This is a genomic window from Micromonospora sp. DT63 (assembly GCF_049841615.1).
Classification (GTDB): Bacteria; Actinomycetota; Actinomycetes; order Mycobacteriales; family Micromonosporaceae; genus Micromonospora.
Genome location: NZ_JBNCKQ010000006.1, coordinates 385856 through 411723 on the forward strand (window position 1 = coordinate 385856; position 25868 = coordinate 411723).

Annotated in this window: 27 protein-coding genes; 19 read left to right on the forward strand and 8 right to left on the reverse strand. The window is 71.1% G+C overall.

Annotated elements, in window-relative coordinates; genetic code table 11:
* Window positions 1–60: 60 nt before the first annotated feature.
* Window positions 61–1515, forward strand: a complete 1455-nt coding sequence (locus ACLQ27_RS23220) for an aldehyde dehydrogenase family protein (RefSeq protein ID WP_357575613.1) — start codon at window positions 61–63, stop codon at window positions 1513–1515.
* Window positions 1512–2681, forward strand: coding sequence for an alcohol dehydrogenase catalytic domain-containing protein (locus ACLQ27_RS23225; protein WP_425868590.1), 1170 nt, complete (start codon window positions 1512–1514; stop codon window positions 2679–2681). Before ACLQ27_RS23220 ends, ACLQ27_RS23225 begins: the two co-directional genes overlap by 4 nt.
* 62 nt (window positions 2682–2743) lie before the next feature.
* Here the strand turns inward: ACLQ27_RS23225 and ACLQ27_RS23230 are convergent, their stop codons facing one another.
* From ACLQ27_RS23230 to ACLQ27_RS23240, 3 genes are all read right to left on the reverse strand, one after another.
* Window positions 2744–3031, reverse strand: coding sequence for a hypothetical protein (locus ACLQ27_RS23230; protein ID WP_234583533.1), 288 nt, complete (start codon window positions 3029–3031; stop codon window positions 2744–2746).
* Between the two features lie 106 nt (window positions 3032–3137).
* Window positions 3138–4130 carry an aldo/keto reductase gene (locus ACLQ27_RS23235; RefSeq protein ID WP_425868592.1) on the reverse strand — a complete coding sequence of 331 codons (993 nt, stop codon included), beginning with the start codon at window positions 4128–4130 and terminating at the stop codon, window positions 3138–3140.
* Window positions 4127–4255: a hypothetical protein gene (locus ACLQ27_RS23240; protein ID WP_357497602.1), complete on the reverse strand. Its 129-nt coding sequence runs from the start codon at window positions 4253–4255 to the stop codon at window positions 4127–4129. The genes ACLQ27_RS23235 and ACLQ27_RS23240 overlap by 4 nt, the downstream gene beginning before the upstream one ends.
* Window positions 4256–4321: 66 nt before the next feature.
* Here ACLQ27_RS23240 and ACLQ27_RS23245 point away from each other — a divergent pair, with 66 nt between their 5' ends.
* Window positions 4322–4936 carry a TetR/AcrR family transcriptional regulator gene (locus tag ACLQ27_RS23245; protein WP_357497813.1) on the forward strand — a complete coding sequence of 205 codons (615 nt, stop codon included), beginning with the start codon at window positions 4322–4324 and terminating at the stop codon, window positions 4934–4936.
* An 81-nt stretch (window positions 4937–5017) separates the two neighbouring features.
* Entirely contained in the window at window positions 5018–5554 is a 537-nt protein-coding gene (locus ACLQ27_RS23250; RefSeq protein WP_357575611.1) for an RBBP9/YdeN family alpha/beta hydrolase, read from the forward strand.
* A gap of 6 nt (window positions 5555–5560) precedes the next feature.
* Here the strand turns inward: ACLQ27_RS23250 and ACLQ27_RS23255 are convergent, their stop codons facing one another.
* Window positions 5561–6298: a phosphotransferase family protein gene (locus tag ACLQ27_RS23255; protein WP_425868594.1), complete on the reverse strand. Its 738-nt coding sequence runs from the start codon at window positions 6296–6298 to the stop codon at window positions 5561–5563.
* A 137-nt stretch (window positions 6299–6435) separates the two neighbouring features.
* Between ACLQ27_RS23255 and ACLQ27_RS23260 the strand changes: the two genes are divergently transcribed.
* Both ACLQ27_RS23260 and ACLQ27_RS23265 read left to right on the forward strand, forming a co-directional pair.
* On the forward strand, window positions 6436–6801 hold the full coding sequence (locus ACLQ27_RS23260) for a PadR family transcriptional regulator (RefSeq protein WP_234583526.1): 366 nt from the start codon (window positions 6436–6438) through the stop codon (window positions 6799–6801).
* Window positions 6798–8174 (forward strand): permease prefix domain 1-containing protein, encoded by a 1377-nt coding sequence (locus tag ACLQ27_RS23265; RefSeq protein WP_357575609.1) that lies wholly within the window; start codon window positions 6798–6800, stop codon window positions 8172–8174. The genes ACLQ27_RS23260 and ACLQ27_RS23265 overlap by 4 nt, the downstream gene beginning before the upstream one ends.
* 141 nt (window positions 8175–8315) lie before the next feature.
* On the opposite strand, the gene ACLQ27_RS23270 is transcribed toward ACLQ27_RS23265, so the two are convergent.
* The gene (locus tag ACLQ27_RS23270) at window positions 8316–8849 is read right to left on the reverse strand and encodes a DUF402 domain-containing protein (protein WP_357575608.1); all 534 of its coding nucleotides are present in this window, start codon (window positions 8847–8849) and stop codon (window positions 8316–8318) included.
* Between the two features lie 191 nt (window positions 8850–9040).
* On the opposite strand from ACLQ27_RS23270, the gene ACLQ27_RS23275 reads away from it, so the two are divergent.
* From ACLQ27_RS23275 to ACLQ27_RS23285, 3 genes are all read left to right on the forward strand, one after another.
* Window positions 9041–9604, forward strand: a complete 564-nt coding sequence (locus ACLQ27_RS23275) for a TetR/AcrR family transcriptional regulator (protein WP_425868596.1) — start codon at window positions 9041–9043, stop codon at window positions 9602–9604.
* Entirely contained in the window at window positions 9597–10880 is a 1284-nt protein-coding gene (locus ACLQ27_RS23280) for an FAD-dependent oxidoreductase (protein WP_425868598.1), read from the forward strand. The genes ACLQ27_RS23275 and ACLQ27_RS23280 overlap by 8 nt, the downstream gene beginning before the upstream one ends.
* 248 nt (window positions 10881–11128) lie before the next feature.
* Window positions 11129–11266: a hypothetical protein gene (locus tag ACLQ27_RS23285; RefSeq protein WP_425868600.1), complete on the forward strand. Its 138-nt coding sequence runs from the start codon at window positions 11129–11131 to the stop codon at window positions 11264–11266.
* Between the two features lie 57 nt (window positions 11267–11323).
* Here the strand turns inward: ACLQ27_RS23285 and ACLQ27_RS23290 are convergent, their stop codons facing one another.
* A complete protein-coding gene (locus ACLQ27_RS23290; RefSeq protein WP_234583518.1) occupies window positions 11324–12181 on the reverse strand; it encodes an SPFH domain-containing protein in 858 nt (285 codons plus the stop codon).
* A gap of 224 nt (window positions 12182–12405) precedes the next feature.
* On the opposite strand from ACLQ27_RS23290, the gene ACLQ27_RS23295 reads away from it, so the two are divergent.
* From ACLQ27_RS23295 to ACLQ27_RS23340, 10 genes are all read left to right on the forward strand, one after another.
* Window positions 12406–13167, forward strand: a complete 762-nt coding sequence (locus ACLQ27_RS23295; protein ID WP_357575604.1) for an ABC transporter ATP-binding protein — start codon at window positions 12406–12408, stop codon at window positions 13165–13167.
* Window positions 13154–13846: an ABC transporter ATP-binding protein gene (locus tag ACLQ27_RS23300; protein WP_357497620.1), complete on the forward strand. Its 693-nt coding sequence runs from the start codon at window positions 13154–13156 to the stop codon at window positions 13844–13846. The genes ACLQ27_RS23295 and ACLQ27_RS23300 overlap by 14 nt, the downstream gene beginning before the upstream one ends.
* A 51-nt stretch (window positions 13847–13897) precedes the next feature.
* A complete protein-coding gene (locus ACLQ27_RS23305; protein WP_357497622.1) occupies window positions 13898–15148 on the forward strand; it encodes an ABC transporter substrate-binding protein in 1251 nt (416 codons plus the stop codon).
* 10 nt (window positions 15149–15158) lie between these two features.
* A complete protein-coding gene (locus ACLQ27_RS23310; protein ID WP_425868602.1) occupies window positions 15159–16040 on the forward strand; it encodes a branched-chain amino acid ABC transporter permease in 882 nt (293 codons plus the stop codon).
* Window positions 16037–17053, forward strand: a complete 1017-nt coding sequence (locus ACLQ27_RS23315) for a branched-chain amino acid ABC transporter permease (protein ID WP_357497626.1) — start codon at window positions 16037–16039, stop codon at window positions 17051–17053. The genes ACLQ27_RS23310 and ACLQ27_RS23315 overlap by 4 nt, the downstream gene beginning before the upstream one ends.
* A 209-nt stretch (window positions 17054–17262) precedes the next feature.
* Window positions 17263–18573: a glycosyltransferase 87 family protein gene (locus ACLQ27_RS23320; RefSeq protein WP_357575602.1), complete on the forward strand. Its 1311-nt coding sequence runs from the start codon at window positions 17263–17265 to the stop codon at window positions 18571–18573.
* 55 nt (window positions 18574–18628) lie between these two features.
* On the forward strand, window positions 18629–19792 hold the full coding sequence (locus ACLQ27_RS23325) for an acyltransferase family protein (RefSeq protein WP_234583511.1): 1164 nt from the start codon (window positions 18629–18631) through the stop codon (window positions 19790–19792).
* 204 nt (window positions 19793–19996) lie between these two features.
* On the forward strand, window positions 19997–20629 hold the full coding sequence (locus tag ACLQ27_RS23330; RefSeq protein ID WP_357497630.1) for a transcriptional regulator: 633 nt from the start codon (window positions 19997–19999) through the stop codon (window positions 20627–20629).
* 184 nt (window positions 20630–20813) lie between these two features.
* Window positions 20814–22382 carry an MFS transporter gene (locus ACLQ27_RS23335; protein ID WP_357497632.1) on the forward strand — a complete coding sequence of 523 codons (1569 nt, stop codon included), beginning with the start codon at window positions 20814–20816 and terminating at the stop codon, window positions 22380–22382.
* Between the two features lie 11 nt (window positions 22383–22393).
* Window positions 22394–23002, forward strand: coding sequence for a TetR/AcrR family transcriptional regulator (locus ACLQ27_RS23340; protein ID WP_357497634.1), 609 nt, complete (start codon window positions 22394–22396; stop codon window positions 23000–23002).
* Window positions 23003–23026: 24 nt separating this feature from the next.
* On the opposite strand, the gene ACLQ27_RS23345 is transcribed toward ACLQ27_RS23340, so the two are convergent.
* Together ACLQ27_RS23345 and ACLQ27_RS23350 are read right to left on the reverse strand one after the other, a co-directional pair.
* Window positions 23027–24946 (reverse strand): helix-turn-helix domain-containing protein, encoded by a 1920-nt coding sequence (locus ACLQ27_RS23345; RefSeq protein WP_357497636.1) that lies wholly within the window; start codon window positions 24944–24946, stop codon window positions 23027–23029.
* Window positions 24947–24960: 14 nt separating this feature from the next.
* Entirely contained in the window at window positions 24961–25743 is a 783-nt protein-coding gene (locus tag ACLQ27_RS23350) for a 3-hydroxybutyrate dehydrogenase (RefSeq protein ID WP_234583506.1), read from the reverse strand.
* Between the last annotated feature and the right edge of the window lie 125 nt (window positions 25744–25868).

Sequence of the window (25868 nt, forward strand, 5' to 3'; positions counted from 1 at the left end):
TTTCACCGCCCGCCGCGACCCCTGTCGCCTCCGCCCGTCGCCCACCCCGGAAGGGACGCCATGGACCTCGCCGCCCCGCCGTCGCTGCTGCCCGACGCCCTGCGCCTCCGGCGCCACCTGCACATCGGCGGCGAGTGGACGTCTCCCGCCGGCACCGACGTGATCGACGTGGAGAACCCGAGCACCGGCGAGCTGATCGGTCAGGTGCCCGCCGGCACCGCGGCCGATGTGGACGCCGCCGTCGCCGCCGCCCGCGCCGCCTTTCCCGGTTGGGCGGCCACCGCGCCCGCCGAACGCTCCGCGTACCTCGACCGGCTGCACGCCGCGCTCGCGACGCGCGCCGACGACCTCGCCCGCACCATCGCCGTCGAGTTGGGCGCCCCGCTCAAGCTCGCCACCCGCGTGCAGGTCGCGCTGCCGCTGATCGTGCTGCGCGACCACGTGGCGCTCGCCGCCCGCCCGCCGGTCGAGGAGACCATCGGCAACTCCCTGGTCGTACGCGAGCCGATCGGCGTCGTCGGCGCGATCACCCCGTGGAACTACCCCCTGCACCAGGTGATGGCGAAGGTCGCGCCCGCGCTCGCCGCCGGCTGCACTGTCGTGCTCAAGCCCAGCGAGCTGACCCCGCTGACCGCGTACCTGCTCTTCGACGCGGTCACCGAGGCCGGTCTGCCGCCGGGGGTGCTCAACCTGGTCCCCGGCACCGGCGCGACGGTCGGCGAGGCGCTCGCCGGGCACCCCGACGTCGACCTGGTCTCGTTCACCGGCTCCACTGCCACCGGCACCCGGATCATGCGACTCGCCGCCGACCGCATCGCCCGGGTCGCGCTGGAGCTGGGCGGCAAGTCCGCGAACGTGATCCTCGACGACGCCGATCTGGCCACCGCGGTCAAGGTCGGCGTCGGCAACGCCCTGATGAACTCCGGCCAGACCTGCACGGCGTGGACCCGGATGCTGGTGCACCGCGACCGGTACGCCGAGGCGCTCGACCTGGTCGCGACGACTGTGGCCGGCTACCGCGTCGGCGATCCGTTCGACCCGGCCACCCGCCTCGGCCCCCTGGTCTCCGCCGCCCAGGCGACGCGGGTGCGCGGCCACATCGAGCGGGCCCTCGCCGACGGCGCCCGCCTGGTCGCCGGTGGCCCGGACGCCCCGGTGCCGGCTCGGGGGCACTTCGTCGCCCCGACCGTCTTCGCCGACGTGCACCCGGACAGCGCGCTCGCCCAGGAGGAGGTCTTCGGCCCGGTGCTCGCCGTTCTCCCGTTCGACGACACCGACGAGGCCGTCGCCATCGCCAACAACTCGCGCTACGGGCTGGCCGGCGCGGTGTGGTCCGCCGACCCGGAGGCGGCGCTCGCGGTGGCGCGGCGGCTGCGCACCGGGGCGGTCGACATCAACGGCGCGGCGTTCAACCCACTCGCGCCCTTCGGCGGCTACAAGCAGTCCGGCCTGGGCCGGGAGCTGGGCGTGCACGGGCTCGCCGAGTTCTGCGAGCTGAAGGCGATCCAGCGATGAGCGGCACCGAGCCGGCGAGCGGGCCGGGAGTGGGTGCCGAGCTGGCGGGCGGGTCGGCGGTGGATGCCGAGCAGGCCGGCGGGTCGGTCACCGTCCGCGCGCTTGTCGCGCGCGGGCGCGGGGCCGAACTGCGGGTCGAGCGGGTACGCCTGCCCGCGCCCGGCCCCGGCGAGGTGCGGGTGACGATCCGGGCGGCCGGCGTCTGCCACTCCGACCTGTCCATGGTCAACGGCACCCTGGCCGCGACGTTCCCGCTGGTGCTCGGGCACGAGGCGACCGGCGTGGTGGCCGAGGCAGGGCCGGGCACCCGGCTGCCCGTCGGCACGCCTGTGGTGCTCAACTGGGCGCCCGCCTGCCGGGCCTGCTGGTGGTGCCGGCACGACGAACCCTGGCTCTGCGCCGCCAACACCGCCCCGACCGTGGCGCGCGGCGAGACCGAGGACGGTGTCCCGCTGCACCTCACGCTGGGTCTCGGCGCGCTTGCCGAGGCGGTGGTGGTGCCGGAGAGCGCCGTCGTGCCGATCCCGGCCGGGTTGCCCGCCGAGCAGGCGGCGCTGCTCGGCTGCGCGGTGCTCACGGGCGTCGGCGCGGTCGGCAACACCGCTCGGGTCGCGCCCGGCGAGTCGGTCGCCGTCATCGGGCTCGGTGGGGTCGGGCTCGCCGTTCTCGCCGCCGCCCGCCGGGCCGGCGCGACGACGATCCTCGCCGTCGACGTGGCCGAGGCGAAGCGGGACCTGGCCCTCGCCGCTGGAGCCACCGACTTCCTGCTCTCCGACGACCGGCTCTCCAAGGAGGTGCGGGCGCGCACCGAGGGCCGCGGCGTCGACCACGCCTTCGAGTGCGTCGGGCGGGCCGCCACGATCCGGGCGGCGTGGCGTCTCACCCGGCGCGGGGGAGCGGTCACCGTGGTCGGCATGGGCGCGAAGGACGACATGGTCAGCCTCGGCGCGCTCGACATCTTCCACTCAGCCCGGACGCTGCGCTCCTCGGTGTACGGCTCGTCCGACCCGGACCGTGAGGTGCCGGTGCTGGCCACCGAGCTGGCCGAGGGCGCACTGGATCTGCGCGTGCTGGTCAGTGGCACGGTCGGGCTGGACGAGGCGCCCACCGCGTTCGACCGGTTGGCGCGGGGCGAGGGCGCCCGCTGGGTGGTAACACTCGACTGAGCCGAGCAGGCTCACCCGGCGGCGATCTCCGACCGGCGGCGCCGGCCGGAGATCAGTTTCGCTCAGAAGGGTGGTGTGTCCTCGCCCATCAGCGCCAGTACGACGCCACCCCTTCCGCTCTTGAGGCTCTGGACCACGACCTTGCCGGTGCTGCCGTCGGGCAGCTCCAACGTGAAGGTCTTGCCGACCGCGTTCTTGGGGCCATTGCCGGCGCTGTTGGCGGGCCGGAAGTCGCCTGCCCACGGCCGGGTCCCACCTTTGCGGGCGGGCTCGGCGAAGAGGGCGGCGGTGCCAGGGGTCCTGGTGCCGTCCGAGGAGAGAAGCACTGAGGCGCTGCGATAGGTAGCCATATGCGCCAAGGCTATCCCGGAGTGCCGTTCGCGGCAGATGACGGCGCGTGCCCATGTCGATCGCCACCGGCCCGGACGCCTTTGTCGCTGGCCTGCGCCACAGGGGTCACGCGGCGGCGCCGAGCACCCACTGTCTGGTCTCGGCGATGAAGTCGGCCGGGAAGCCGAGACTGAACCCGGTCGCCGTCTCCAGCCGCAGGGCCAGTTCCGGTGGCAGCGTGACCGCGGTGCAGCCCAGGTTGTCCCGGAGTTGTTCCACGGTCCGCGCACCGATGATCGGCAGCACGCCGCTGCGTTGGCGGGTCCAGGCGAGGGCCACCTGCGCCGGGGTGACGCCCAGCTCACCGGCGACCTCCTGCACGACCCGCGCCACAGTGAGGTCGCGGTCGCCGATCGTGTCCCGGCTCAGCCGCGTCCTCTCCTGCGGTGCGCCGGCGTTGTACTTGCCAGAGAGCACGCCGCCGCCGAGCGGGCTCCAGGCCGTCACTGTCATGCCGTACGCCTCGGCCATCGGCAACAGTTCCCGCTCGGCGTCGCGGTTGATGAGGCTGTACGGCACCTGCAGGCCGGCGAACGGGGTCCAGCCGCGCCACTCGGCCAACGTGTTCGCGCGGGAGACCACCCAGGCAGGGGTGTCCGACACCCCGACATGAAGAACCTTGCCGGCGGTGACCGCGTCGTCGAGCGCCCGGACGGTCTCGTCGATGGGCGTGCGCTGGTCCCAGATGTGCACCCAGTAGACGTCGATGTGGTCGGTGCGCAGCCGGCGCAGGCTTGTCTCCAGCGACAGCCTGAGGTTCTTGCGGTGACTGCCGCCGCCGTTGGGGTCGGCCGGATCACGGGTCACCGTGTACTTCGTGGCCACGACGAACCTGTCGCGTCGCCCGGCGAGCAGCTCGCCCAGCATCTCCTCGCTGGCGCCACCGCGGTAGTTGATGGCGGTGTCCACGATGTTGCCGCCGGCCTCGGCGTAGATGTCGAGGATGCGTCGGCACTCCTCGATGGGCGCACCGACGCCACCCTGTTCACCGAACGTCATCGCGCCGAGTACCAACTCGGACACTCGCAGCCCGGTCCGCCCGAACGTCGTGTACTTCACGCGAACACCTCCGCCGGCTGCCCGGCCAGCTCGTCGCCGGAGACGTCGTGCAGGTGTCGGTGGGGTGCCCAGCGGTGCCCGGGCGGGTCAAGGAACTGCGCGGTGCGGTCCGCAACCTCGGTCATCGCCCGACCATACGCCGTGTCTGGTCAGCGTGTCCAGACGTACCACGCGGTACGCTGCGACACGTGATGGCCCGACGTGACGAACCTCAGCAGAGCCGCGCCGAGCTGCGGGAACGTGTCTTGACCGCCCTTCGCGAACTGCTCCGCGAGCGCACCTTCGACACGCTGAGCGTGGCCGACATCATCACCGCCGCAGGCGTCTCGCGGGCCAGCTTCTACTTCTACTTCGCCGGCAAGCAGGCGGTGCTGGCCGAGCTCGTACGTCGGGCGGTCGGTGCCGGCCACGAGGCCGCCCAACCGTGGGTGCAGGCGACGGCCGACCCGCGCGAGACGCTGCGAGCGGGTATCGACGCCGGTGCCGAACTCTGGCTCGCCAATGCCGCCGTGCTGCGCGCGATCGTGGAGACCTGGGCGTCCGACCCGCAGCTGCGCGAGCTGTGGCTGGGCCAGATGGAGACGTTCACCGACGCCACGATCGCGCGGATCGAGGCCGATCGGCGGGCAAACCCCGCTGTCGCGGCCCGGCTCGACGGTGTCGACGTGCAGGCGCTCGCCGCATCGCTGACCTGGACCGGCGAGCGGCTCTACTACCTGGCCGCGTGCGGGGTGCCGCCGTTCGACGACCGGGCGGTGCTGGTCGACACGCTCACCCACCTGTGGGTGTCGGCGCTGTACGACTGACGCGTACCGACGACCGGGAACCCCTCTCGTGCATCTGCCGGTCGCGTGGTTTGATCACGACGTCGATGCGGAAGGGGCACGATGGGGCGCAGCGCGATCATCTTCCACGGGACCGGCGGCAACCCGGACGTGGTGTGGTACCGCTGGTTGGCGCAGCGGCTGGAGGCTCGGGGCTACTCCGTCGAGATCCCGCACCTTCCGGGCATCAACGTCGAGCCGATCGCGACGTTCCTGCCGACAGTGCTCGACGGGCACCGCTTCGACGAGGACACCGTCCTGGTGGGCCACTCCGGCGGCGCGGCCCTGCTGCTGGCGCTCCTGGAGCATGTCGAGGTGACCGTCGCCCAGGCGATCCTGGTCGCCGGCTACTGCACCCGGCCCAACACCAGCGAGGAACCGGTGCTCCAGGAGAGCTACGACTGGGCCGCGATCCGGTCGCACGTGCGGGACATCTTCTTCATCAACTCCCGGGAGGATCCGTACGGCTGCGACGACCGCCAGGGACGCGCCATGTTCGAACGGCTCGGCGGCACCCAGATCGTGCGCGACGACGGGCACTTCGGGGACTACAACCAGCCGTACGAGCGGTTCGAGCTGCTGGACCGACTCATCCCCTGACGCTCGTCACATCCGCGCCCGCAGCACGTCGACCTCGCAGCCGGGCGCCGACGGGTCGAAGCCGTGCTCGGCCAGCCAGCGGATCACCACCAGGCTGCGCCACGACCACCACGCCCGGATCACGTCGAGGTCGACGTCGGTGCCGTAGCCGGCCACGACGTCGACCAGGTGCTCCTCGTGGCCGAGAGTCAACGTGGCGAGGTCGAACAGGGCGTCGCCCCGGCCCGCCTCGGACCAGTCGAGCACGCCGGTGACCTCGTCACCGTCGACGAACACGTGGGCGACCTGCAGGTCGCCGTGCGTGAACACGGGTGTCCACTGCCGTAGCGCTGCCTCGGCGACGTGGCGGTTGCGGGTGACCAGGTCGGCGGGGAGAACCCCGTTCGTCACGAGCCACCCGCACTCGTCGTCGAGCTGCGTGGCCACCTCGTCGAGGCTCCGACCGGGCCAGGGCGGCAGCGGCGCGTCGTGCAGCGCCCGTACGGTGGCGCCCGCCGCGGCCCACGCCGTCGACGGTGCGGTCGACGGCTCGCCGAGGCGGCCGAGCGCCCTGCCGCGCAGGGCGGCGAGCGCGAGCACTGGCGGGTTGTGCCACAGGACCTCCGGGGTCGGCACGGGCGCCATCGCCATCGCCGCCACCTCGACGTCGGCGTGATCCGGATCGGCGTCGATCTTGAGGAAGACGTCGCCGACGCGCACGGTCGCCCGCTCCTGGTGGGCGACGACGACCTCGATCTCCTGCACGCCGGCAATTGTCGCGGGTTCGACCACCGACGCCCCAGCGGTTTTCCGCCTGCCCCGGCGGGGCCGTGGAGTCGTTGCGTTCGCGAAATACCTAGCAGTACTATGCATCGTACTTCTAGGGTTGGGTGGGAGGTCTCGTGAAGGTCGCTAAGGATCTGGTGGCCGCTTCGGCGACACCGATGGTGCTCGGCATCCTGGCCGAGGGGGAGAGCTACGGCTACGCCATCCTCCGGCGGATCAACGAGCTGTCCGGCGGTGAGCTGGACTGGACCGAGGGGCTGTTGTACCCGCTGCTGCACCGGCTCGAGCGTCTGGCCTATGTGGAGGCGAGCTGGCAGTCGGTCGCCGGTGAGCGCAAACGCAAGTACTACCGGATCACCGACCGGGGCCTGGCCGAGCTGGCCGAGCAGCGCCGACAGTGGGACACCGTCGTGGGCGCGCTCAAGGAGATCTGGCACGACCGTACGCCGCTGACCGTGCGTCCGCTGGAGGGCCTGGCATGACGGCGCACGACGGGCCCGAGGAGCTGGAAGCGCAGTTCGCGCAGTGGCGTCGCTACGTGCTCCGGCGTCGGGAGCTGCAGTCGGTGGACGCCGACGAGTTGGAAGACCACCTCCGTGGCTCGGTCGACGAACTCGTCGCGGCGGGTCTGAGCTCGGACGAGGCGTTCCTGGTCGCGGTCAAGCGCATGGGCAGTCTCGACGAGCTGTCCCGCGAGTTCGCCCGCGAGCATTCGGAACGGCTCTGGAAGCAGCTCGTGCTGACCGGCGACTCCGGTGCTCCGGCCGCCGGGGCGCGTTCCCGGCGGGACCTGTGGGTGATGCTCGGCGCGGCGGCCGGCGCGGTGGCGTCGGTCAAGGTGCCGGAGCTGTTCGGGCTGACCTTCGACGATGACGGCTCGTTCTACACGCGCAACTTCACCCTGTTCGCGCTGCCCTGGCTGGCGGCGTTCCTCGCCTGGCGTCGCAGAGCCCGGCCGGCGGTGATCGTGGCGCTGGTGGCGCTGTTCGTGCTCGGCGCGGTGGCCGCCAACGTCTACCCGCTGGCGGGCGACTCGCAGTCCTTTGTCGTCACCAGCGTCCACCTGCCGATCGCGCTGTGGCTCGTGGTCGGTCTTGCCTACGTCGCCGACGACTGGCGCTCATCGCGTCGACGGATGGACTTCATCCGCTTCACCGGCGAGTGGTTCATCTACTTCGTGCTGATGGCCCTCGGCGGTGGCGTGCTCGCCGCGTTCCTGTTCAACACCTTCGCGGCCATCGGGATCGTCCCGGAGGCTTTCGTCTCGCAGTGGCTCCTGCCCTGCGGCGCGGCGGCCGCGGTCGTGGTGGCCGGGTGGCTCGTCGAGGCCAAGCAGAGCGTCGTCGAGAACATCGCGCCGGTCCTCACGCGACTGTTCACCCCGCTCTTCACCGCCGCCCTGCTCGCCTTCCTCGTCGCCGTCGTCTGGACCAGCCACGGCATCGACGTCGAGCGCGAGGCGCTGATCCTGTTCGACCTCCTGCTCGTCGTGGTGCTGGGGCTGCTGCTCTACTCGCTCTCGGCCCGCGATCCGCTGGCCCCGCCCGGCGCGTTCGACAAGCTTCAGCTCGCGCTCGTGGTCAGCGCGCTCGCCATCGACGTGCTGGTGCTGGTGGAGATCACCGGGCGCATCACCGACAACTACGGCGGCACCCCCAACCGGGCGGCGGCGCTCGGCGAGAACGTGATCCTGCTGGTCAACCTCGCGTGGTCGGCGTGGCTCCTGCTGAGCTTCCTCCGTCGGCGTACGCCCTTCGCCGCCCTGGAGCGGTGGCAGACCGGCTACCTGCCGGTGTACGCCGCGTGGGCCTGGATCGTGATCCTCGTCTTCCCGCCGCTGTTCAGCTACGCCTAGGGGATCAGCCAGGTCGTCAACGGGATCTGGTGGAAGCTGTGGACGGGCGTGCCGTGGCGTGACCTGGCCGCCCGTCCCGGCGAACACCCAGCCCGATCCTCGTCGCCGCTGTCAGCCGGCTCAGCTGAGCGGGACCGGCCTTCATCCGGCGTCGATGAGGGACCAGTCTTGAGGAAATACGGCGTGCAGCAGGTCGGTGATACTGGCCGGTGGGAAGTCCGGCCAGGAGCGCTGCGGGTCGTGCCGTCGGTTGAGACGTCGGTCAAGGAAACGCTGCGTACGGACGAGTCCCTCGGTCGCCTCACCGACGCTGAGCGAGCCGTCCTGCACTGCCACGGCGTACTCGTCGAGATCCAGGACCCGGTAGGGGTGGTCGCCGGGTCCGACGATCACGTCGATCCACAGGTCGTCGACAGTGACCACGTCCCCATGATCGATGACTCGGACCAGGTCGCAGTACCACCAGCCCTGCTGCTCGGGTGGGAACAGGACCGGCTGATTGATCTGGAACCCATCATCGAGCAGTACGAAGCTGCGCTGCTCGTACGGTCGATTGTCGAGGTGAAATCCCCAGTCGTAGACGATGGCGTCGCCAAGACGCAGCCCCGCCGCGCGCAGCTTTCCGTCGCGCACCACGGTCACCGGCGTCGCTGCACGCTCGGAAGCATCAGTCACACGCAGCAGCTTCGCTGGTCGACGACCCGACGCTCAACCGTTTTCGGGACCGACCAGCCCTGATCGCTGCGCCGGGCGACGTGCGGCTCGTCCGACCCGGACGGGAAGGGTCTCCATCAACCAGGTGGTTGACAGCGTGACACACAGATGCTGGACTATCAACCAACTGCTTGGTTGGGGGATGGTGGAGGATGACCGAACGGCTCGATCGCCGGCAGGCGCTCATTCACGCGGCCTTCTCGGCGATCGCCGAGGAGGGCTTCGAGGGGTTCCGGCTGCGGCCGATCGCCGCCGCGGCCGGCATCGACCACTCCACCCTGCACCACTACTTCCGGACCAAGGCCGACCTGATCGCCGCAGTGCTCGAGCACGTCACCAGCCAATTCGAGGCGACGATGCACAACGACCTGGAACCCGCAGCCCGCTTACGGCAACACCTCAGCGAGATCGCCACCGCTGTCGCGCAACGGCCCGAGTTGTTCATCGTGCTGGACGAGCTCGATCTTCGGGCGCGACGTGACGAGTCCACCGGGGCCGACATCGAACGCGACGAACAGGGTTGGCGGGACGCGCTCGCCGCGATCTTCACCGAGGGCGTCGCGCGACACGTCTGGTCGGTGAACCTCGACGTCGCCGCCAGCGTCGAGCTGGTGATCGCCACCGTCAAAGGCATTCGTCTGCGGCCCGACAAGGCCGAGTCGGTAGTCAACCAACTCTGCGACCTCTTCGCACCAGAGAGCCGCACCCATGACTGACGTGCTGATCGTCGGCGGAGGCATCGGCGGCCTCGCCCTCGCCCAGGGTCTGCGTAAACACGGCATCACCGTCGCCGTGTACGAGCGGGACCGACGCCGCGACGACCGGGTGGACCGCTACCGGCTCGCGATCAACCCGGCGGGCAGCCGGTCGCTGCGTGCCTGCCTGCCCGACCCGCACTGGCAGGCGTTCACCGACACCGTGGGCCGGCCCGGCGGCGGTTTCGGCTTCCTGGGCACGGACCTGCGCACGCTGGTGCTCGTGGAGGACTCGGTCATGTATCCCGACGATCCCGACCCCGCCGAACGGGCCTATCCGGTCGACCGTCACACGCTGCGTGGGGTTCTCCTCGACGGACTCGACGACGTCGTCCACTACGACAAGGCATTCGAGCGGTACGAGCTCGCCGCTGACGGTCGCCCCACCGCGCGCTTCGCCGACGGGACGGCCGCCACCTGCGACGTCCTGGTCGGTGCCGACGGGATCAACTCCCGGGTGCGGGCGCAGTACCTGCCGACCGCCACTGCGCGAGACGCCGGCGCGGTCGGCGTCGGGCTCAAGCTGCCGCTGAACGACGACACCCGGGCCTGGTTGCCCGCCCGGCTGGCCGAGGGCATGAACCTCATCGTGACCGGTGCGCCGTACTTTTTGTTCACGTCGGTGTTCGAACGCCAAAAGCCGGTGGGGGACGACTACCTGCTGTGCGCGTTCGTCGCCCGCAACGACCTGTTCCCGTCGCGTCCGGAGCGCCTCGACGGCCCCCAGTTGAAGGCGTACGTCGCCGGGCTCATCACCCACTGGCATCCCGCGCTCCGCCAACTGATCGACAGGTGCCCACCGGGCGATGTGAGCGCGTTCCCCTTCCAGGCGTCCGACCGTCCGGCGCCCTGGGCGCCCTCGCGGGTCACCGTGCTCGGCGACGCCGTGCACGGGATGCCGCCCGCCGGCGGAAACGGCGCCAACACCGCCCTGCGCGACGCCGCCCTGCTCACCCGCCAGTTGTCGTTGGCCGACGGCGGCCACCTGCCGCTGCTGGACGCGATCGGCGGATACGAGGCCGAGATGCGCGAGTACGGATTCCACAGCGTCGACCTGGCCATGAGGACCCTGCGCCAGGGCCTGATGAGCAACCCGGTCGCCGTGGGTCTGACCCGTGGCTGGTTCAGCCTCTGCGGCATCGCGTCACCGCTGCGCCGGATGACGTTCGGCGCGAGCTGGGCCACGATCAGCGCTCCCCGCCAGTGGGAGCGCGCCGGCGCCAGCCGGCCGGGCTGACCCGCTCGACCGGCCCGGGGCGAGGGCGGCCGTCCGACGGTCACGCCGCACCGGCGATCCTGTCGGTGCGGGTCGGCAGGATGGCGTCATGGGTTCACGTCTGGGCACTGTCGTCGTCACGGGTGCCGCCGGTCGCATTGGTTCGGCGGTCTGCCGTCACCTGCGCGACGAGGTGCGCCGCCTCGTCCTGGTCGATCGGGTGCCCGTTTTGGGACACCACGGCCGGGGCGCAACTCGGCTATCTGCCGGTGGACGACGCGGAGGTTTTCGCCGACGGAGTGCCCGGTTCGCGCGACCCGGTCGACCCCGCCGCCCGGCAGGGCGGCGCCTTCACCGACGCCGCGTACTCGCTGCGGCACGTCCGGGCGGACGAGCCGTCCTGGTGAGCCGAGCATCCACCAGCGTGCCGCCGGCCCACCCGCCACGGGTGGGCCGGCTTCTTCTCACTTGCCGGTGACGATGCCCGGGTTGATGCACAGACCCGGGTTGGCGCCGTTCTTCTCGGCGATCTCCAGGCAGCGGGTGACCTTGTCGACCTTCGCGTTGGTCTCGGTGATCTGCTTGGAGATCTCGGCGTTCTTGCGGTCCTGCTCCAGGTTGCGGGTCTGGGCGAGCTTGTCCTGGAACGCCTTGATGTTGCCCTCGGTCTTGTCGTCGTGGTTCACCCGCGTGATGGTCACCGAGAGGATGTCCACGTCACTGGCGAGGCGGGTGTCCGCGCTGGTCTTGATGTTCGCCGCGAACGGCTTCAGGTCGACGTTGAGGTCACCGGTCCGCGCGTCGATCTTCTCCAGCGGGTTGTACGCGGCGAAGGCGTCGTTGACCGCGCTGTCGAGCTGCACACCCACCCGCTGGCCCCGGAAGCTGTCGAAGTCTCCCTTGTAGTCCATGAACTGCTTCGGCGCGTTCTCCGGCCTGACCTGCCACTCGATGAGCACCTCGACGCAGGCATCGGCGAGCGTGCCGGTGCGGACGCGCACGCAGTTGTTGCCGCCGATGTGGTCGTACTTCTGCCGGCCGGCGTCCCACTCGCCGACCTTCTGCCAGGGGGCGACCCACTTCAGGCCGGAGCCGGTCACCTTGCCGGTGGGCTTGCCGAAGCTGGTGACGATGCCGACCGAGCGGATGGGCACCGAGTGGGCGCTGGAGGTGACACCGACCAGCAGGGTGAGGGCGAGAAAGACGAGCGTCGCGAGGGCGGCCATCCGCTTCAGGGGCCGCGCGGGGGCGACGAGTGCCAGGACGGCGCTGACCGCCAGGGCGACGGCGAAGACGATCGCCATGGTGAAGCCGACGGGCATGGGGTGGGGACCTTCCGCTGGGCTGTGTGGATCATCAACCTAGGAGGTTGGGTCAAGTCGGCCGGACAGGGGAGTGGGGTTCGCGTACGTCCCCTGCTCGCCGAATGTGGAGTCCATCGACATGGTTCGACTCGCGGGGCCGGTCGTAGGTTTCCTCCACGCGACGGCCCTGTGACCACGGTCACCGAATCGACCGTCGCCGCGACCGTGCGGAGGATGAGGCGATGGCCGGGCAAGCGCTCCTGTCGGCCCGCGGGCTGACCCGGGACTTCCGGGGCTTCCGGGCGGTCGACGAGGTCGACCTGGACGTCGCCCCGGAGAGCGTGCACGCGCTCGTCGGCCCCAACGGCGCCGGCAAGACCACTCTGTTCAACCTGCTCACCGGGTTCCTCACGCCCAGCGGCGGGCGGATCGAGTTGGCCGGGCGGGACATCACGGGGCTGCCGCCGGAGCGGGTCGCCCGGCTCGGCATGGCCCGTTCGTTCCAGATCACCAGCCTCTTTCCGCAGCTGTCCGCCCGCGAGCACGTCGCGCTGGCGTTGCAGTCCTCCAGCGGGCTGGGCTGGCGGTTCTGGCGTTCGGCGAAGCTGCTGGACCGCTACACCGAACGGGCCGACGAGCTGCTGGCCGAGGTGAGGTTGGCCGAGCTGGCGCAGGCGCCGTCGGCGGCGCTGGCGTACGGCCGCAAGCGGGCCCTGGAGCTGGCCATCGCTCTCGCGCTGGACCCGAAGGTGCTGCTGCTCGACGAGCCGACCGCGGGGATGGGCCTGGAGGACGTCGACCGCACCGTCGACCTGATCAGCCGGATTCGCGCGGGCCGGACCGTGGTGCTGGTCGAGCACAACATGAGCGTGGTCGGCCGGCTCGCCGACACCGTCACCGTCCTACAGGCCGGCACGGTCCTCGTCGAGGGCCCGTACGAGCAGGTCCGCGCCGACGAGCGCGTGATCACCGCCTATCTGGGAGCCGCCGATGCTGCGCATTGACAACCTCTCCGCGTTCTACGGCGAGGCGCAGGTGCTGCGGGAGGTCGGCCTGGAGGTCGCCGCCGGCGAGGTGGTCACCCTGGTGGGCCGCAACGGCGCCGGCAAGTCCACCCTGCTGCGCTGTGTGATGGGGCTACACGCCGGCCAGCGCGGCACGGTGGAGCTGGACGGGCGGGACATCACCAGGCTGCCCGCGCACCGGCGGGCCCGCCTCGGGCTGGGCTGGGTGCCCGACGACCGGGGCAGCTACGCCACCCTGACCGTCACCGAGAACCTCACCCTGCCCCCGACCGTCGGCCCCGACCCGTGGCCGCTGGAACGGGTGTACGAGGCGTTCCCCGCCCTGTACACCCGGCGCGACTCGGCGGCCACCATGCTCTCCGGCGGCGAGCAGCAGATGCTCGCGCTGGCCCGGGTGCTGCGCATGGGCGCCCGGCTGCTGCTCTGCGACGAGCCCACCGAGGGGTTGTCACCGCTGCTGGTGCGGCAGGTCGGCGACCTGCTGCGCGAGGCCAAGCGGCACGGGGTGACCGTGCTGCTCGTCGAGCAGAACCTGCACTTCGCCACCGGTGTCGCCGACCGGCACTACCTGCTGGCCGAGGGACGTGTCGCCGAGGCGATGGACAACTCCGAGGTGCGCTCGCGCGAACGCGAGCTGCTCGCGTACCTCGGGATCTGATTCTTTCCAACGACGAGCCGCGCGACGGCGCGCGGCATGGATGGAGTGGGCATGCGCAGGACGGTGGGTGTGGCCGCGGCGTCGGCCGCGGTGCTGCTGGTCGCCGGTTGCGGCGGCGGTGGACCCCAGGCGGGCGGCGATCAGAAGCTGACCGGCGACAAGATCGTGCTGGGCGTGCTCAACGACCAGTCCGGGGCGTACTCGGAGTTGTCCGGCAAGAACTCGGTGACGGCTGTGGAGATGGCCATCGCCGACTTCACCGCGAAGTACGGCGACAAGGCGGTGACCAGGAACATCACCGTGGAGACCGCCGACCACCAGAACAAGCCGGACGTGGCCAACTCCAAGGCCCAGGAGATGTACGACCGCAAGGGCGTCGACCTCATCCTGGACGTGCCCACCTCGTCGGCCGCGCTGAAGGTCGCCGACGTGGCCAAGGAGAAGAAGAAGCTCTACTTCAACATCGGCGCGGCGACGACCGACCTGACCGGCAAGAGCTGCAACAGGTACACCTTCCACTACGCCTACGACACGTACATGCTGGCCAACGGCACCGGGAAGACCACCACCGAGCAGATCGGCAAGAACTGGTACATCCTCTACCCGAACTACGCCTTCGGTCAGGACATGGAGAAGAGCTTCTCCACCGCGATCACGGCGGCCGGTGGGACTGTCGTCGGCAGGGACGGCGCACCGTTCCCGAACACCAGCGGCGACTTCTCCACCTTCCTGCTCAAGGCGCCGACGCTGAACCCGAAGCCGGACGTGCTCGGCACCATGCAGGCCGGCGCTGAGCTGGTCAACGTGGTGAAGCAGTACAACGAGTTCAAGCTGCGCGACAAGGGCGTCGGCCTCGCGGTGGGGCTGATGTTCCTCACCGACATCCACTCGCTCACCCCGGCCGCGCTGGCCGGCACCACGTACACCGACGCCTGGTACTGGAACTTCGACGCGAAGAACCGGGAGTTCGCCGACCGGTTCCAGCAGAAGGCCGGCACGCGGCCCACCTTCGCGCACGCCGCCAACTACTCGGCGGCGTTGCAGTACCTGGAGGCGGTGCAGGCCGCCGGCACCGACGACGCGGACGCCGTGGTCAAGGGCCTGGAGGGTAAGACCATCGAGGACGTCTTCCTGCGCAACGGCAAGATCCGCGCCGAGGACCACCGGGTGGTGCACGACGCGTACCTGGCCCAGGTCAAGCCGCAGGCCGAGGTCACCGAGCCGTGGGACTACGTCAAGGTGCTCAAGACGATCCCCGCCGCGGAGGCGTTCCGCGCGCCCTCGGCGGACTGCAAGCTGTGAGCGGCTGGCTGTGAGCGGCTTCGCGCAGAACACGTTCAACGGGCTGGTGAGCGGGGCGTTCTACGCCATGCTCGCCCTCGGGCTCGCCGTCATCTTCGGCATGCTGCGGGTGGTCAACTTCGCGCACGGCGCGTTCTACATGCTCGGCGCGTTCGGCGCGTACGTGCTGCTCACCGAGGTGGGAGTGCCGTTCTGGGCGGCCCTGGTGATCATGCCGGTGGGGCTGGGTCTGCTCGGCATGGCGTTGGAGCGCGCCGTTATCCACCGGCTGACGAAGCTCGACCCGCTCTACAACTTCCTGCTCACCTTCGGCCTGACGCTGATCCTGCAGGATCTGGTGAAGTTGCGCTACGGCGTGCAGTCCAGCCCGTACGAGACCCCGTCGCTGTTGAGCGGGTCGGTCAACTTCGGGCTCTTCGACTTCCCGACCTACCGGGTGTTCATCCTCGGCTTCGCGGTGCTGCTCTGCGTCGCGGTGTGGTGGGTGCTCACCCGCACCCGGATCGGGATGGTGGTCCGGGCGTCCACCGAGCGGCCCGACCTGACCCGCGCCTTCGGCATCGACGTCGGGCGGTGGGTGACACCGGTCTTCGGCTTCGGGATCGGGCTGGCCGGTCTCGCCGGGGTGCTGGCCGCTCCGATGCGCGCGGTCAACCCGCTGATGGGGGCCGACCTGATCATCGTGGTGTTCGCGGTGGTCGTGATCGGCGGGCTGGGCTCGATCTTCGGTTCGGTCGCCGCCGGCTTCGGTATCGGCCTCGTGCAGGCGTGGGGTGAGGCGTACCTGTCCGCCTTCCCGATCGTCTCGCAGACCATCGTCTTCGTCGTGATGGCCGGCGTGCTGCTCTGGCGCCCGGCCGGCCTGTTCGGTCGTGAGGAGGCTCCCGCATGACCAGCACCGTGGACACTGCCGCCGACGCGTCCCGTACGACGCCGCCGTCCGGGTTGATCGCCGTGGCCCGGGCTCCCGGCTGGGTGCGGTACGCGCTGCTCGCCGTCGGACTGGCCGTCGCGGCGTGGCTGCCCAACGGCCTCTATCCGGCGGTCGCGGTGGACATCCTCTGCTGGGCGCTGTTCGCCGTCGCGGTGGACCTGCTGCTGGGCTTCACCGGGCTGATGTCCTTCGGGCACGCCGCGTTCTGGGGCACCTCGGCGTACGTCACGGGGTTGGTGGCCATCCACGCCGGCCTGCCGTTCCCCCTCGCCGTGCTGGCCGGTGCGCTCGCCGCGGCTCTGCTGGCCGTGCCGATCGGCTACCTGGCGGTCAAGCGCACCGGCATCTACTTCGCGATGGTGACCTTGGCCTTCGCGCAGATGGTCTACTACGTGGCCAACGAGTGGCGCTCGGTGACCCAGGGGGAGAACGGCCTGCAGGGCGTGCCCCGTTCGTTCTTCGGGCTGGACCTGACCGACGACTACTACTTCTACTACGCGATCCTGCCGATCGTGCTGCTCGGCCTGGCCGCCGCCTGGCGGATCGTGCACTCGCCGTTCGGCCGGGTGCTCGTCGGCATCCGGGACAACCCGGCCCGCGCCCGTGCGCTGGGCTACCCCGTGCACCGCTACAAGCTCACCGCGTTCGTGCTCTCCGGGTTCATCGCCGGGCTGGGCGGCGGGCTGTTTGCGGTCGGCCACCGGTTCGTCTCGCTGGACGTGCTGCACTGGACCACCTCCGGCAAGGCGGTCATCGTGGTGGTGCTCGGCGGGATCGGCACGCTCTGGGGCGGGGTGCTCGGCGCCGGCATCGTGGTCCGGCTGGAGGACTGGTTGTCGTTCTCCGGGTTCGAGGCGATCGGCCTGGTGACCGGCGGGATCTTCGTCCTTGTCGTGGTGCTGTTCCGGCGCGGCATCTGGGGGACCGTGGCCGACCTGGCCCGGCGCCTGGCCGTCACCCGCCGCGGATAGCTCTGGCGTGCGTCGGTGGCCTGGGCGACGAGCCCGGGTCGCCGGCTCGGCCTCTTCGCCGCCAGGCCGGTCATGCGCTCCTGCCAGGGAGTTTGCAGCCCTCTCGGCCAGCGGTGCAACCGATCGTAACTTTTTGGACACGGTGGTCGTCGAAGGCGCGAGGGGTCGTTACCCACGGGGGCGGCGACCCGACTACCATCCAGCCCACTATGACCATAGAGCGCATCCGTCGGCTCGCCACCGACGTACCGGCCGATCACGTCGCGCCCCAGCGGACCCCCCTGCCGAACTGGCTCCTCTTCCCGGGCCTGGCCCTGCTGGCCGTCTCGCTCGCGGCGTACGGCGCTTTCGTGCGCGACCGCCCGTTCCGGGGGACGGACTTCAACATGTACCTCGGGGCCGCCCACGCGTTCCTCGATGGGCAGCCCGTCTACCAGCTCGGGTACACCACGCTCGCCCTTCCGTACACCTATCCGCCGATCACCCTGCCGTTCCTGACGCCGCTGACGCTGCTCGATCCGCGGACCGCGCTCACCGTCATGAACATCGTGGGTATCGCAGCGATCTTCCTCGCCCTGTGGTTCACCACCACGATGCTCGGCTACGAGGGCACCCGGGGCCGGCTCGGTCTCGTCGCCGCCGTCGGCGCGGTGCTGCTCTGGACCGAGCCGCTGCAGCGCAACCTCGACCTCGGCCAGATCAACATCTTCGTGCTGCTGCTGGTCGTGGCGGACCTCGCCCTGCCCGGCCGGAGCCGGTTCAAGGGCGTCGGCATCGGCGTCGCAACCGCGACCAAGCTGCTGCCCGGACTCTTCGTGGTCTACCTGCTGCTCACCCGGCGAATCCGGGCCGCCATCGTCGCGACCGGCACCTTCGCCGGGCTCACGCTGCTGGGCGCGATCATCCAGCCGGGCGGCTCGTACGACTACTGGCTGACCGGGCGGGCGTTCGACTCGCACCGAGTGCTGATGTCCTCCGGCCCGCGGTACGGCGGCAACCAGTCCCTGCAGGGGTTCACCGCCCGACTGCTCGAAACCGACCAGCAGAACACCATCTGGTGGATGCTCTCCGTCGCGGTCGTGCTGGTCGGTGGCCTCGCCCTTGCCACCGCGCTTCAGCGGCACGGCGAGGAAGCGATGGCCATGGTCGTCGTCGGCTTCACCATGCTGCTCATCTCGCCCATCAGCTGGTCGCACTACTGGCTCTGGATCGGCCCGATGGCGGTGGTGTTGATCGACGTAGCGCGTCGCTCACACGGCGCGGCACGTCTGGTCGCCGGCATCGTCGCGATAGCCGCGATCGCGCCGTTTCTCATGTGGCCGGGCCCCTATTACGGCGGACTCTCCCCGCGCGGCCTGATCTGGCAGGCTAACCGGTTTGACGGGCTGGCCCAGCGGTTCGCGGTTGATCCCTACGTGTCGACGACGCTGGTGCTCTTCACGCTCGCCGCGTTGTGGCTGTACTGGCGGTCGCGTGCGGAACGGACGGTCCTGCCGCCCGTCGGCACCGCAAACCCATGATCAATTCCCTACGGCGACAGCGGCACGGAACCGCCGCGAACACCAGGAGACGTCGATGACGCAGGCGATGGACGAGCACGCGGTCGCAGCGCAGACCACCGAGCCGATGCGGGCTGGTCAACGCGCGGACCTGCCCCAGCAGGCCGGCGTGGTGGCGCCGGCCGTCGAGCGGGCGGCGGGCGGGCGGCGGCCGCGCCTGCTGGTCCTCGACGGACTGCGCCTCGGCGCTGCGCTCATGGTCGTCGCGTACCACCTCATCGGTGACAAGGTCGGTGCGTGGCAGCCCTCCGCCGCGTCCCACTTCGGGCTGCTGCACTCCGTCTCCAAGTACGGCTTCCTCGGCGTGCAGCTCTTCTTCATCATCAGCGGCTTCGTCATCTGCATGAGCGCCTGGGGACGCTCCGTCGGTGACTTCTTCGTCTCCCGCGTCGTCCGGCTCTACCCCGCTTACTGGTTCGCTGTCCTGGTGGCCGCCGCCGTGCTCGTGGCCGTGCCGAGGGGTGTCGACCTCAAGCTCCGCGACGTGGTGGGCAACCTGACGATGATGCAGGAGTTCCTCGGCATCCGGCACCTCGACCTGTCGTACTGGACGCTCACCGTCGAGATGATCTTCTACCTCCTTTTCGCCATCCTCGTGGCGCGCGGCCTGACCTACCGCGGTGTGGTCGCCTTCTGCGCCATCTGGACCGTCGCCTCGCTGGTCGTGCCCAAGTTCGGCAGCGCGTGGTTCAGCGCCGTCGTGGCGGCTGGCTACTCCAGCTACTTCATCGCGGGCATCGCCCTCTACCTCATCTACCGGTTCGGCCCGAACCTGCTGCTGTGGTCGATCGTCGGCCTCTCCTTGCTGATCGCGCTGACCCGGCTGCCCAGCCTGGCCCAGGCCCGCGACGTCGCCTTCGCGCCGACGGCCGTCATCGTGACAGCCTTCGTCGTGGTGATGGCAGCGGTCGCTCTCAACTTCTTCTCCTGGGTGAAGTGGGGCTGGGTCGCGACGGCCGGTGCCATGACCTACCCGCTGTACCTCATTCACCAGACGGTCGGGCTCGCCGTCATCGACCGGCTCCAGGACCACCTGTCGCCGTGGTTGCTGATCACCACGCTGATCGCCGCTCTGCTGATCGCCGCCTGGCTGATCCACCGGTTCATCGAACGGCCCGCCGCTCGCTGGATGAAGCGGCAGCTCAACGACTCGATGCGCCAATTGCGGACCACGCGCTGACATCGGGGCCCACGCGCTGACTGTGCCGGCGGCGCTGAAGGACGCACAAACGCTCGGCCGGCGCCTCGACGGGGGCGCCGGCCGGCGTCGTCGGTGGGCTGCGGGTGCGTCACGCAGTTGCCGGCAAATCCCGCGACGGCGCATCCACCGTGCGTCGTTTCAACGAACCCCCGGGTAGAGAACGCCTACCCGGGGGTACGTCTGGTGCTGACCCATCCGATTCCGGCCGACGCCGTACAGACCGCGCACAAGGGTGTCTTCTTGGCGGCCGAGGACCTGGACGGTAACCGTGTCGCCACGTTGATGCTGGAGTTGGCCGACGAGTGGGGCGTGCCGGCGCTGTGGGAGCAGGTGTGCCGGCCGCTGCTGGCGAGGCTCTCGGGGCGTACGGCCGCCGAGATCGCCGTCGAGCATGCCCTCTCCGAGGGCGTCCGGGTGGGGCTGGACGTGCACCGGCGCGAGCCGGGCCGGTCACTGCCCACCGGCGGTGTGCTGCTGGCCGGCGCCGAGCAGGAGGCGCACAGCCTCGGCCTGCACGCGCTCGCCGCCGCCCTGCGGGAACAGGGGCGCGGCTGCCTTCACCTCGGCCCCGCGCTGCCCTGGACCGCGTTGACAAATGCGGTTTACCAGGCCCGCCCGCACACCGTCGTGCTCTGGTCGCAGACGCCGGTCACCGGCCGCGCGTACCGTCTGGTGCGCTTCGCCCGGGACTTCCCGCGCCTGCGGGTGTACGGCGCGGGGCCGGGTTGGATCGAGCCGCTCGCCGCGCCGGCGATCCACCTGGACGCGCTGCCGGACGCCGTCGCCGCCTGCCTGGACACCACGCGACCCCGCTGAACCTCGGCGGGTGCGTCTCGGGCCGACGTCGTGTCCCCCGATCGGGGTGCGGACCAGACGTGATGCGCACCACATACGATACGGATCGGTTCCGTATCGTTAATGCCCGCCCGTAGGCTGTTCGCGTTACGAGTCTGGCCCGTATCGTATTGCGTGACGGGTGCAACCGGGGGGAGAACCGGGCATGGAACTGCACGAGAACACGGGACACCCGAGGAGGTGGGCGATCCTGGGGGTGCTGGTGATCAGCCTCCTCGTCGTCGTCCTCGACAACACGATCCTCAACGTCGCCCTGCGCACCCTGGCCGACCCGGTCCACGGCCTCGGAGCCAGCCAGGGCGAGCTCGAGTGGTCCATCAACTCCTACACGCTTGTCTTCGCCGGGCTGCTGTTCACCTTCGGGGTGCTCGGCGACCGCGCCGGCCGCAAGCGCTTTCTGATGATCGGGCTGGCGCTGTTCGGCCTGGCGTCGCTGCTCTCCGCGTACGCTGACAGCCCCGCGCAGCTCATCGCGGCCCGCGCCCTGATGGGGGTCGGCGGCGCGGCCATCATGCCGGTGACGCTCTCGATCATCTCCAACGTGTTCGACCCGCGTGAGCGCGGCCGGGCCATCGGCGTCTGGGCCGGCGCGGTCGGCCTCGCCGTGGCGATCGGCCCGATCCTCGGCGGCACGCTGCTGGAGCACTTCTGGTGGGGCTCGGTCTTCCTGATCAACGTCCCGGTGGTCGTCGCCGGCGTGATCCTGGTGGCGCTGCTCGTCCCCGAGTCGCGTGACCCGCGCCCCGGCCGCGTCGACCTGCTCGGCGTCCTGCTCTCCGTTGTCGGCCTGGTCGCCCTCTCCTACGGCATCATCGACGGTGGCGAGCACGGCTTCGACCGTCCGGTGGCCTGGGGCTCGATCCTGGTGGGCCTCGCCGTGCTGGCCTGGTTCGTGCGGCACGAGCTCCGTTCCGACCACCCGTCGCTGGACGTCCGGCTGTTCAAGGTGCCGCGCTTCGCCGCGCCGGTCGCGATCGTCGGCCTGGTGTTCTTCGCCGCGATGGGCGTGATGTTCTTCAGCTCGTTCTACCTGCAGTTGGTCCGCGACTACAGCCCGCTGCAGACCGGTCTGCTCTTCCTGCCCTTCGCCGGCGCCCAGCTGATCTTCGCGCCGCGCAGCGCCGCGATGGTCCGCCGCTACGGCGGCCGGGCGGTCGCCGCCGTGGGGCTGGGGCTGACCGTGGTGGCGCTTGCCGCGTTCGCCTTCATCGGGGCGTCCACCCCGATCTGGATCGTGCTTGTCGTCTTCTTCATCCAGGGCGTCGGGATGGCCAACATCATGCCGCCGGCAACCGAGTCCATCATGTCGGCGCTGCCCCGCGAGAAGGCCGGCGTGGGCTCCGCGGTGAGCAACACCGTCCGCCAGGTGGCCGGCGCGCTCGGCGTGGCGGTCCTCGGGTCGGTGCTCTCCGCGGTCTACCGCAGTGACGTGGGCGACGCGCTGACCGGCCTGCCCGCGCAGGCACAGGACGCGGCCAACGAGTCGATCTCCGGGGCGTACGCGGCTGCCGGCCAGCTCGGTCCGGCGGCGCCGACGCTGATCTCGGCGGCCAACGACGCCTTCGTCACCGCCATGCACTGGGCGGCGGCGCTGTCCGCGATCGTCGCGGCCCTGGGCATGCTCGTGGTGCTGCGGTGGATGCCGGGTCGCGAGGCCCTGGCTCCGGCGTCGGCGGCCCCCGCCGCCGAGCCCGAGTTGGCCGGCACGGCCTAGGTTCGGCGACAATGTCGGACATGACGTCCACCGCCGATGCTCCGCGGTCGCCCGGGCGACCGCGGAGCATCCGTGCCGACGAGGCGATCATCGAGGCGACCCTCGACCTGCTCGCCGAGGGCAGCACCATCGAGGCGCTCTCGATCGAGGCGATCGCCACCCGCGCCGGCGTCGGCAAGGCCACCATCTACCGCCGCTGGGCCGGCAAGGACGCGTTGCTGCTGGACGCGCTGCGCCGGCTCAAGGGCGTCATGCCGCAGCCGGCCGGCGACTCCGTCCGCGACGACCTGCTCCTGCTGGTCGGCGCGATCGGGCAGAACGCCGACCCCCGCGCGTCGAAGATCATGCCGTGTCTGGTGCCGGCGGTGAACCGCAGCCCGGACCAGTTCCAGCTCTACCAGAACATCATCGCGCCCCGACGGCAGCTCATGCGCGAGGTGCTGCGGCGCGGCATCGAGGAAGGGCTGCTACGGCCCGACATCGACGTCGAGGTGACCATGGCGCTGCTCACCGGGCCGATGCTGATCCAACGCGTCCTTCAGTGGAACCCGGACCTGGACGGCCGGAAGCTTCCGGCGCAGGTCGTCGACACCGTCCTCGACGGCATCCGCGCTCGCTGACCCGACCGCGTGCCCCCGGCGGGTTCAGCCCGCCGGGGCGCGCAGGCGGTGCAGGCGCAGCGCCAACTGCACCTCCAACGCCCGCTCGGGGCGCTGCCAGTCCGCGCCGAGCAGCTGCCCCACCCGCTCCAACCGCTGGGTCACCGTGTTGACGTGCACGTGCAACTGCTCGGCCGCCCGGGCCAGGCTGCCGCCCACCCCGAAGTACGCCTCCAGCGTCTTCACCAGCGCCGTCCCGCGCCGGGCGTCGTAGTCGACCACCGGCCCGACCGTGGCGGTGAGGAACTGGGCCACGTCCCGCTCACCCCGGTCACCGACAGTGCCCAGCAGCAGACCGACGAAGCCCAGCTCCGCAGTGCTGGCGCCCTGACCGGCGCGGCCCAGCGCGCCCAGCGCCGTGAGACAACGGTCCGCCTCGTGGAACGTCCCCGCCAACGTCCCCGGCCCGGTCGACGGGCCGCTCGCCCCGGCCGTCACCGGCCGGCCCGTCACCCGCGACAGGTCCCGGGCCACCGCGCGGGCGCTGCCACCGGCATCCTGGCCCGGCAGCATCAGGACCACCCGACCGTCGCGCGCCGCGGCCAGCCCACCGCGCGCCGAGGCGTACGTGGTGGCCCAGGAGAGCACCCGCTGCCGCGCCGAGCCGGTCGCCGCGATCGCGTCGTCGCCCACCGCCACCAGCACGTGCGGCGCGTCCAGGTCCACACCGAGCCGGCGGGCACGGCTGCGCAGCGCGTCGGTGTCGCGCAGCGGCCGGGCGATCAGATCGTCCAGCAATTCGCCACGGACGCGCCCCTCCGCCTCGGCCACCGTCCGGCGGAACAGCAGCAGCAGCGCGGTCACCAGCGCGGCCCGCTCCAGGATCCGCTGGTCGGCGTCGACCAACTCGTCATCGGGCCGCAGCACCAGCGCGCCCAGGTTCTCCGCACCGGCCACCACCGCCGCGTACCAGAGCGGGCCGCGGCGCACGCTGCGTCCCTCCGTACGCGAGGCGGCCACCGCCTCGACGATGTTCGCCCGGTCCGGCTCGTCGATCTCGCCGACCCGGGCCAGCAACCGGCCCTCGGCGTCCAACGCCAGCAACGCCCCGCCCAGCACCTCGGTCACCGCCGCGGCCACGTCCTCCACCCCGCCGCCGCGCAGCACCAGCGCCGTCATCCGGTCATGCGCTGCCGCGGCCCGCTCCACCGAGCTGCTGTGCGCCCGGATGGTGGTGTTCGCCGCCGACAACTCGGCCAACGCCGAGCGGGTCTCGGCCAGCAGCCGGGCCGTGTCGATCGCCACCGCCGCGTGCGCGGCCAGGGAGACCAGCAGCGCCACTTCCTCGCGGGCGAACGGCCGGGCCGAGCGGTTGGCCGAGTAGAGCACCCCGATCGAGGTGGAGCCGAGCCGCAGCGGCACCCCGAGGATCGCCACCAGGCCCTCCTCGCCCACGCCCGCGTCGATCTCCCCGGTGTGGTGAAAGCGCGCGTCCTCGCCGTAGTTGGCCGTCACGTACGGGGCGCCGGACTGGGCGACCAGGCCACCGAGGCCGGCGCCCATCGGCAGCCGCAGCCGCTGGAAGCGGGCCGAAACCGACCCGTCGGTCACCCGCATGTACGTGTCGCCGCGCTCGTCGTCGTTGAGCGTCATGTACGCCACGTCCGCGCCGAGCAGGTTACGGGCCCGGTGCACGATCGCCCGCAGCACGTCGTCCAGGTCGCGTAGCCCCGCCAGGTCGCTGACCGTGTCGTACAGGCCGGACAGCTCGGTCTCCCGACGGCGGCGGCGCTCCAGCAGCGCGCGGACCCGCAGCGCCACCGTCTTGGCCTGCTCCAGCTCGGCCAGCCGGTCGGCGGGCATCCCGGCGGCGCGCGCGGCCACCAACGGGCCCTCGAACTCCACCGCGGCGGCCTCGCGAGCGAGCAGTTCGAGGAACTCCACCGGCGACGACATGGTCGACATTGTGCTCAGGCCCACTAGTTGGCCGTCCAGCCCCCGTCGAGCGCGATCGACGCGCCCGTGATGAAGGCCGCCGGCGGCGAACAGAGGTACGCCAACAGTTCGGCGACCTCCTCCGGCTCGATCAGCCGCTTGATGGCGGCCCGCGCCAGCATGACCTTCTCGATCACCTCGGCCTCGCCGATGCCGTGGCTGGCCGCCTGATCGGCGATCTGGCTCTCCACCAGGGCTGTTCGTACGTACGCCGGGTTGATGCAGTTGGCGGTCACCCCGTGCGCGGCACCCTCCAGCGCCACCACCTTCGACAGCCCTTCGAGGGCGTGCTTCGCCGAGACGTAGGCAGCCTTGTACGGCGAGGCGCGCAGGCCGTGCACCGACGAGATGTTGACGATCCGGCCCCAGCCGCGGGCGTACATGTGCGGCAACGCGCGACGGATCAGCAGGAACGGCGCCTCCACCATCACCCGCTGGATGTACTCGAAACGTTCGACGGGAAAGTCCTGCAGCGGCGCCACGTGCTGGAGGCCGGCGTTGTTCACCACGATGTCCACGTCCACGTCGAGCGCGTCCACGGCCGCCGCGTCGGCCAGGTCCACTCCCTCGGCGCGTCCGCCGGCCTCGGCGGCCACCGCCTTGGCCGCCTCCAGGTTGCGGTCCACCACGAGCACCGTGGCGCCGGCCGCGCCCAACCGCAGGGCACAGGCCCGCCCGATGCCGCTGCCGCCCCCGGTGACCAGGGCGGTCCGACCGGAGAGGTCGAGCTGTACGACGTGGGGGACCGCCACGGGTTCTGCCGTCATGGCGCAAGAAGTTACGAGCTGTGTGCCCTGCGGCACATGGGGCAGCGACACATACTCGGTGCCAATGCTGTGTGGCCATGTCCCGCCGCCGCGCCCCACCCCGCGCTGCCGCGCCGCGCCGGAAG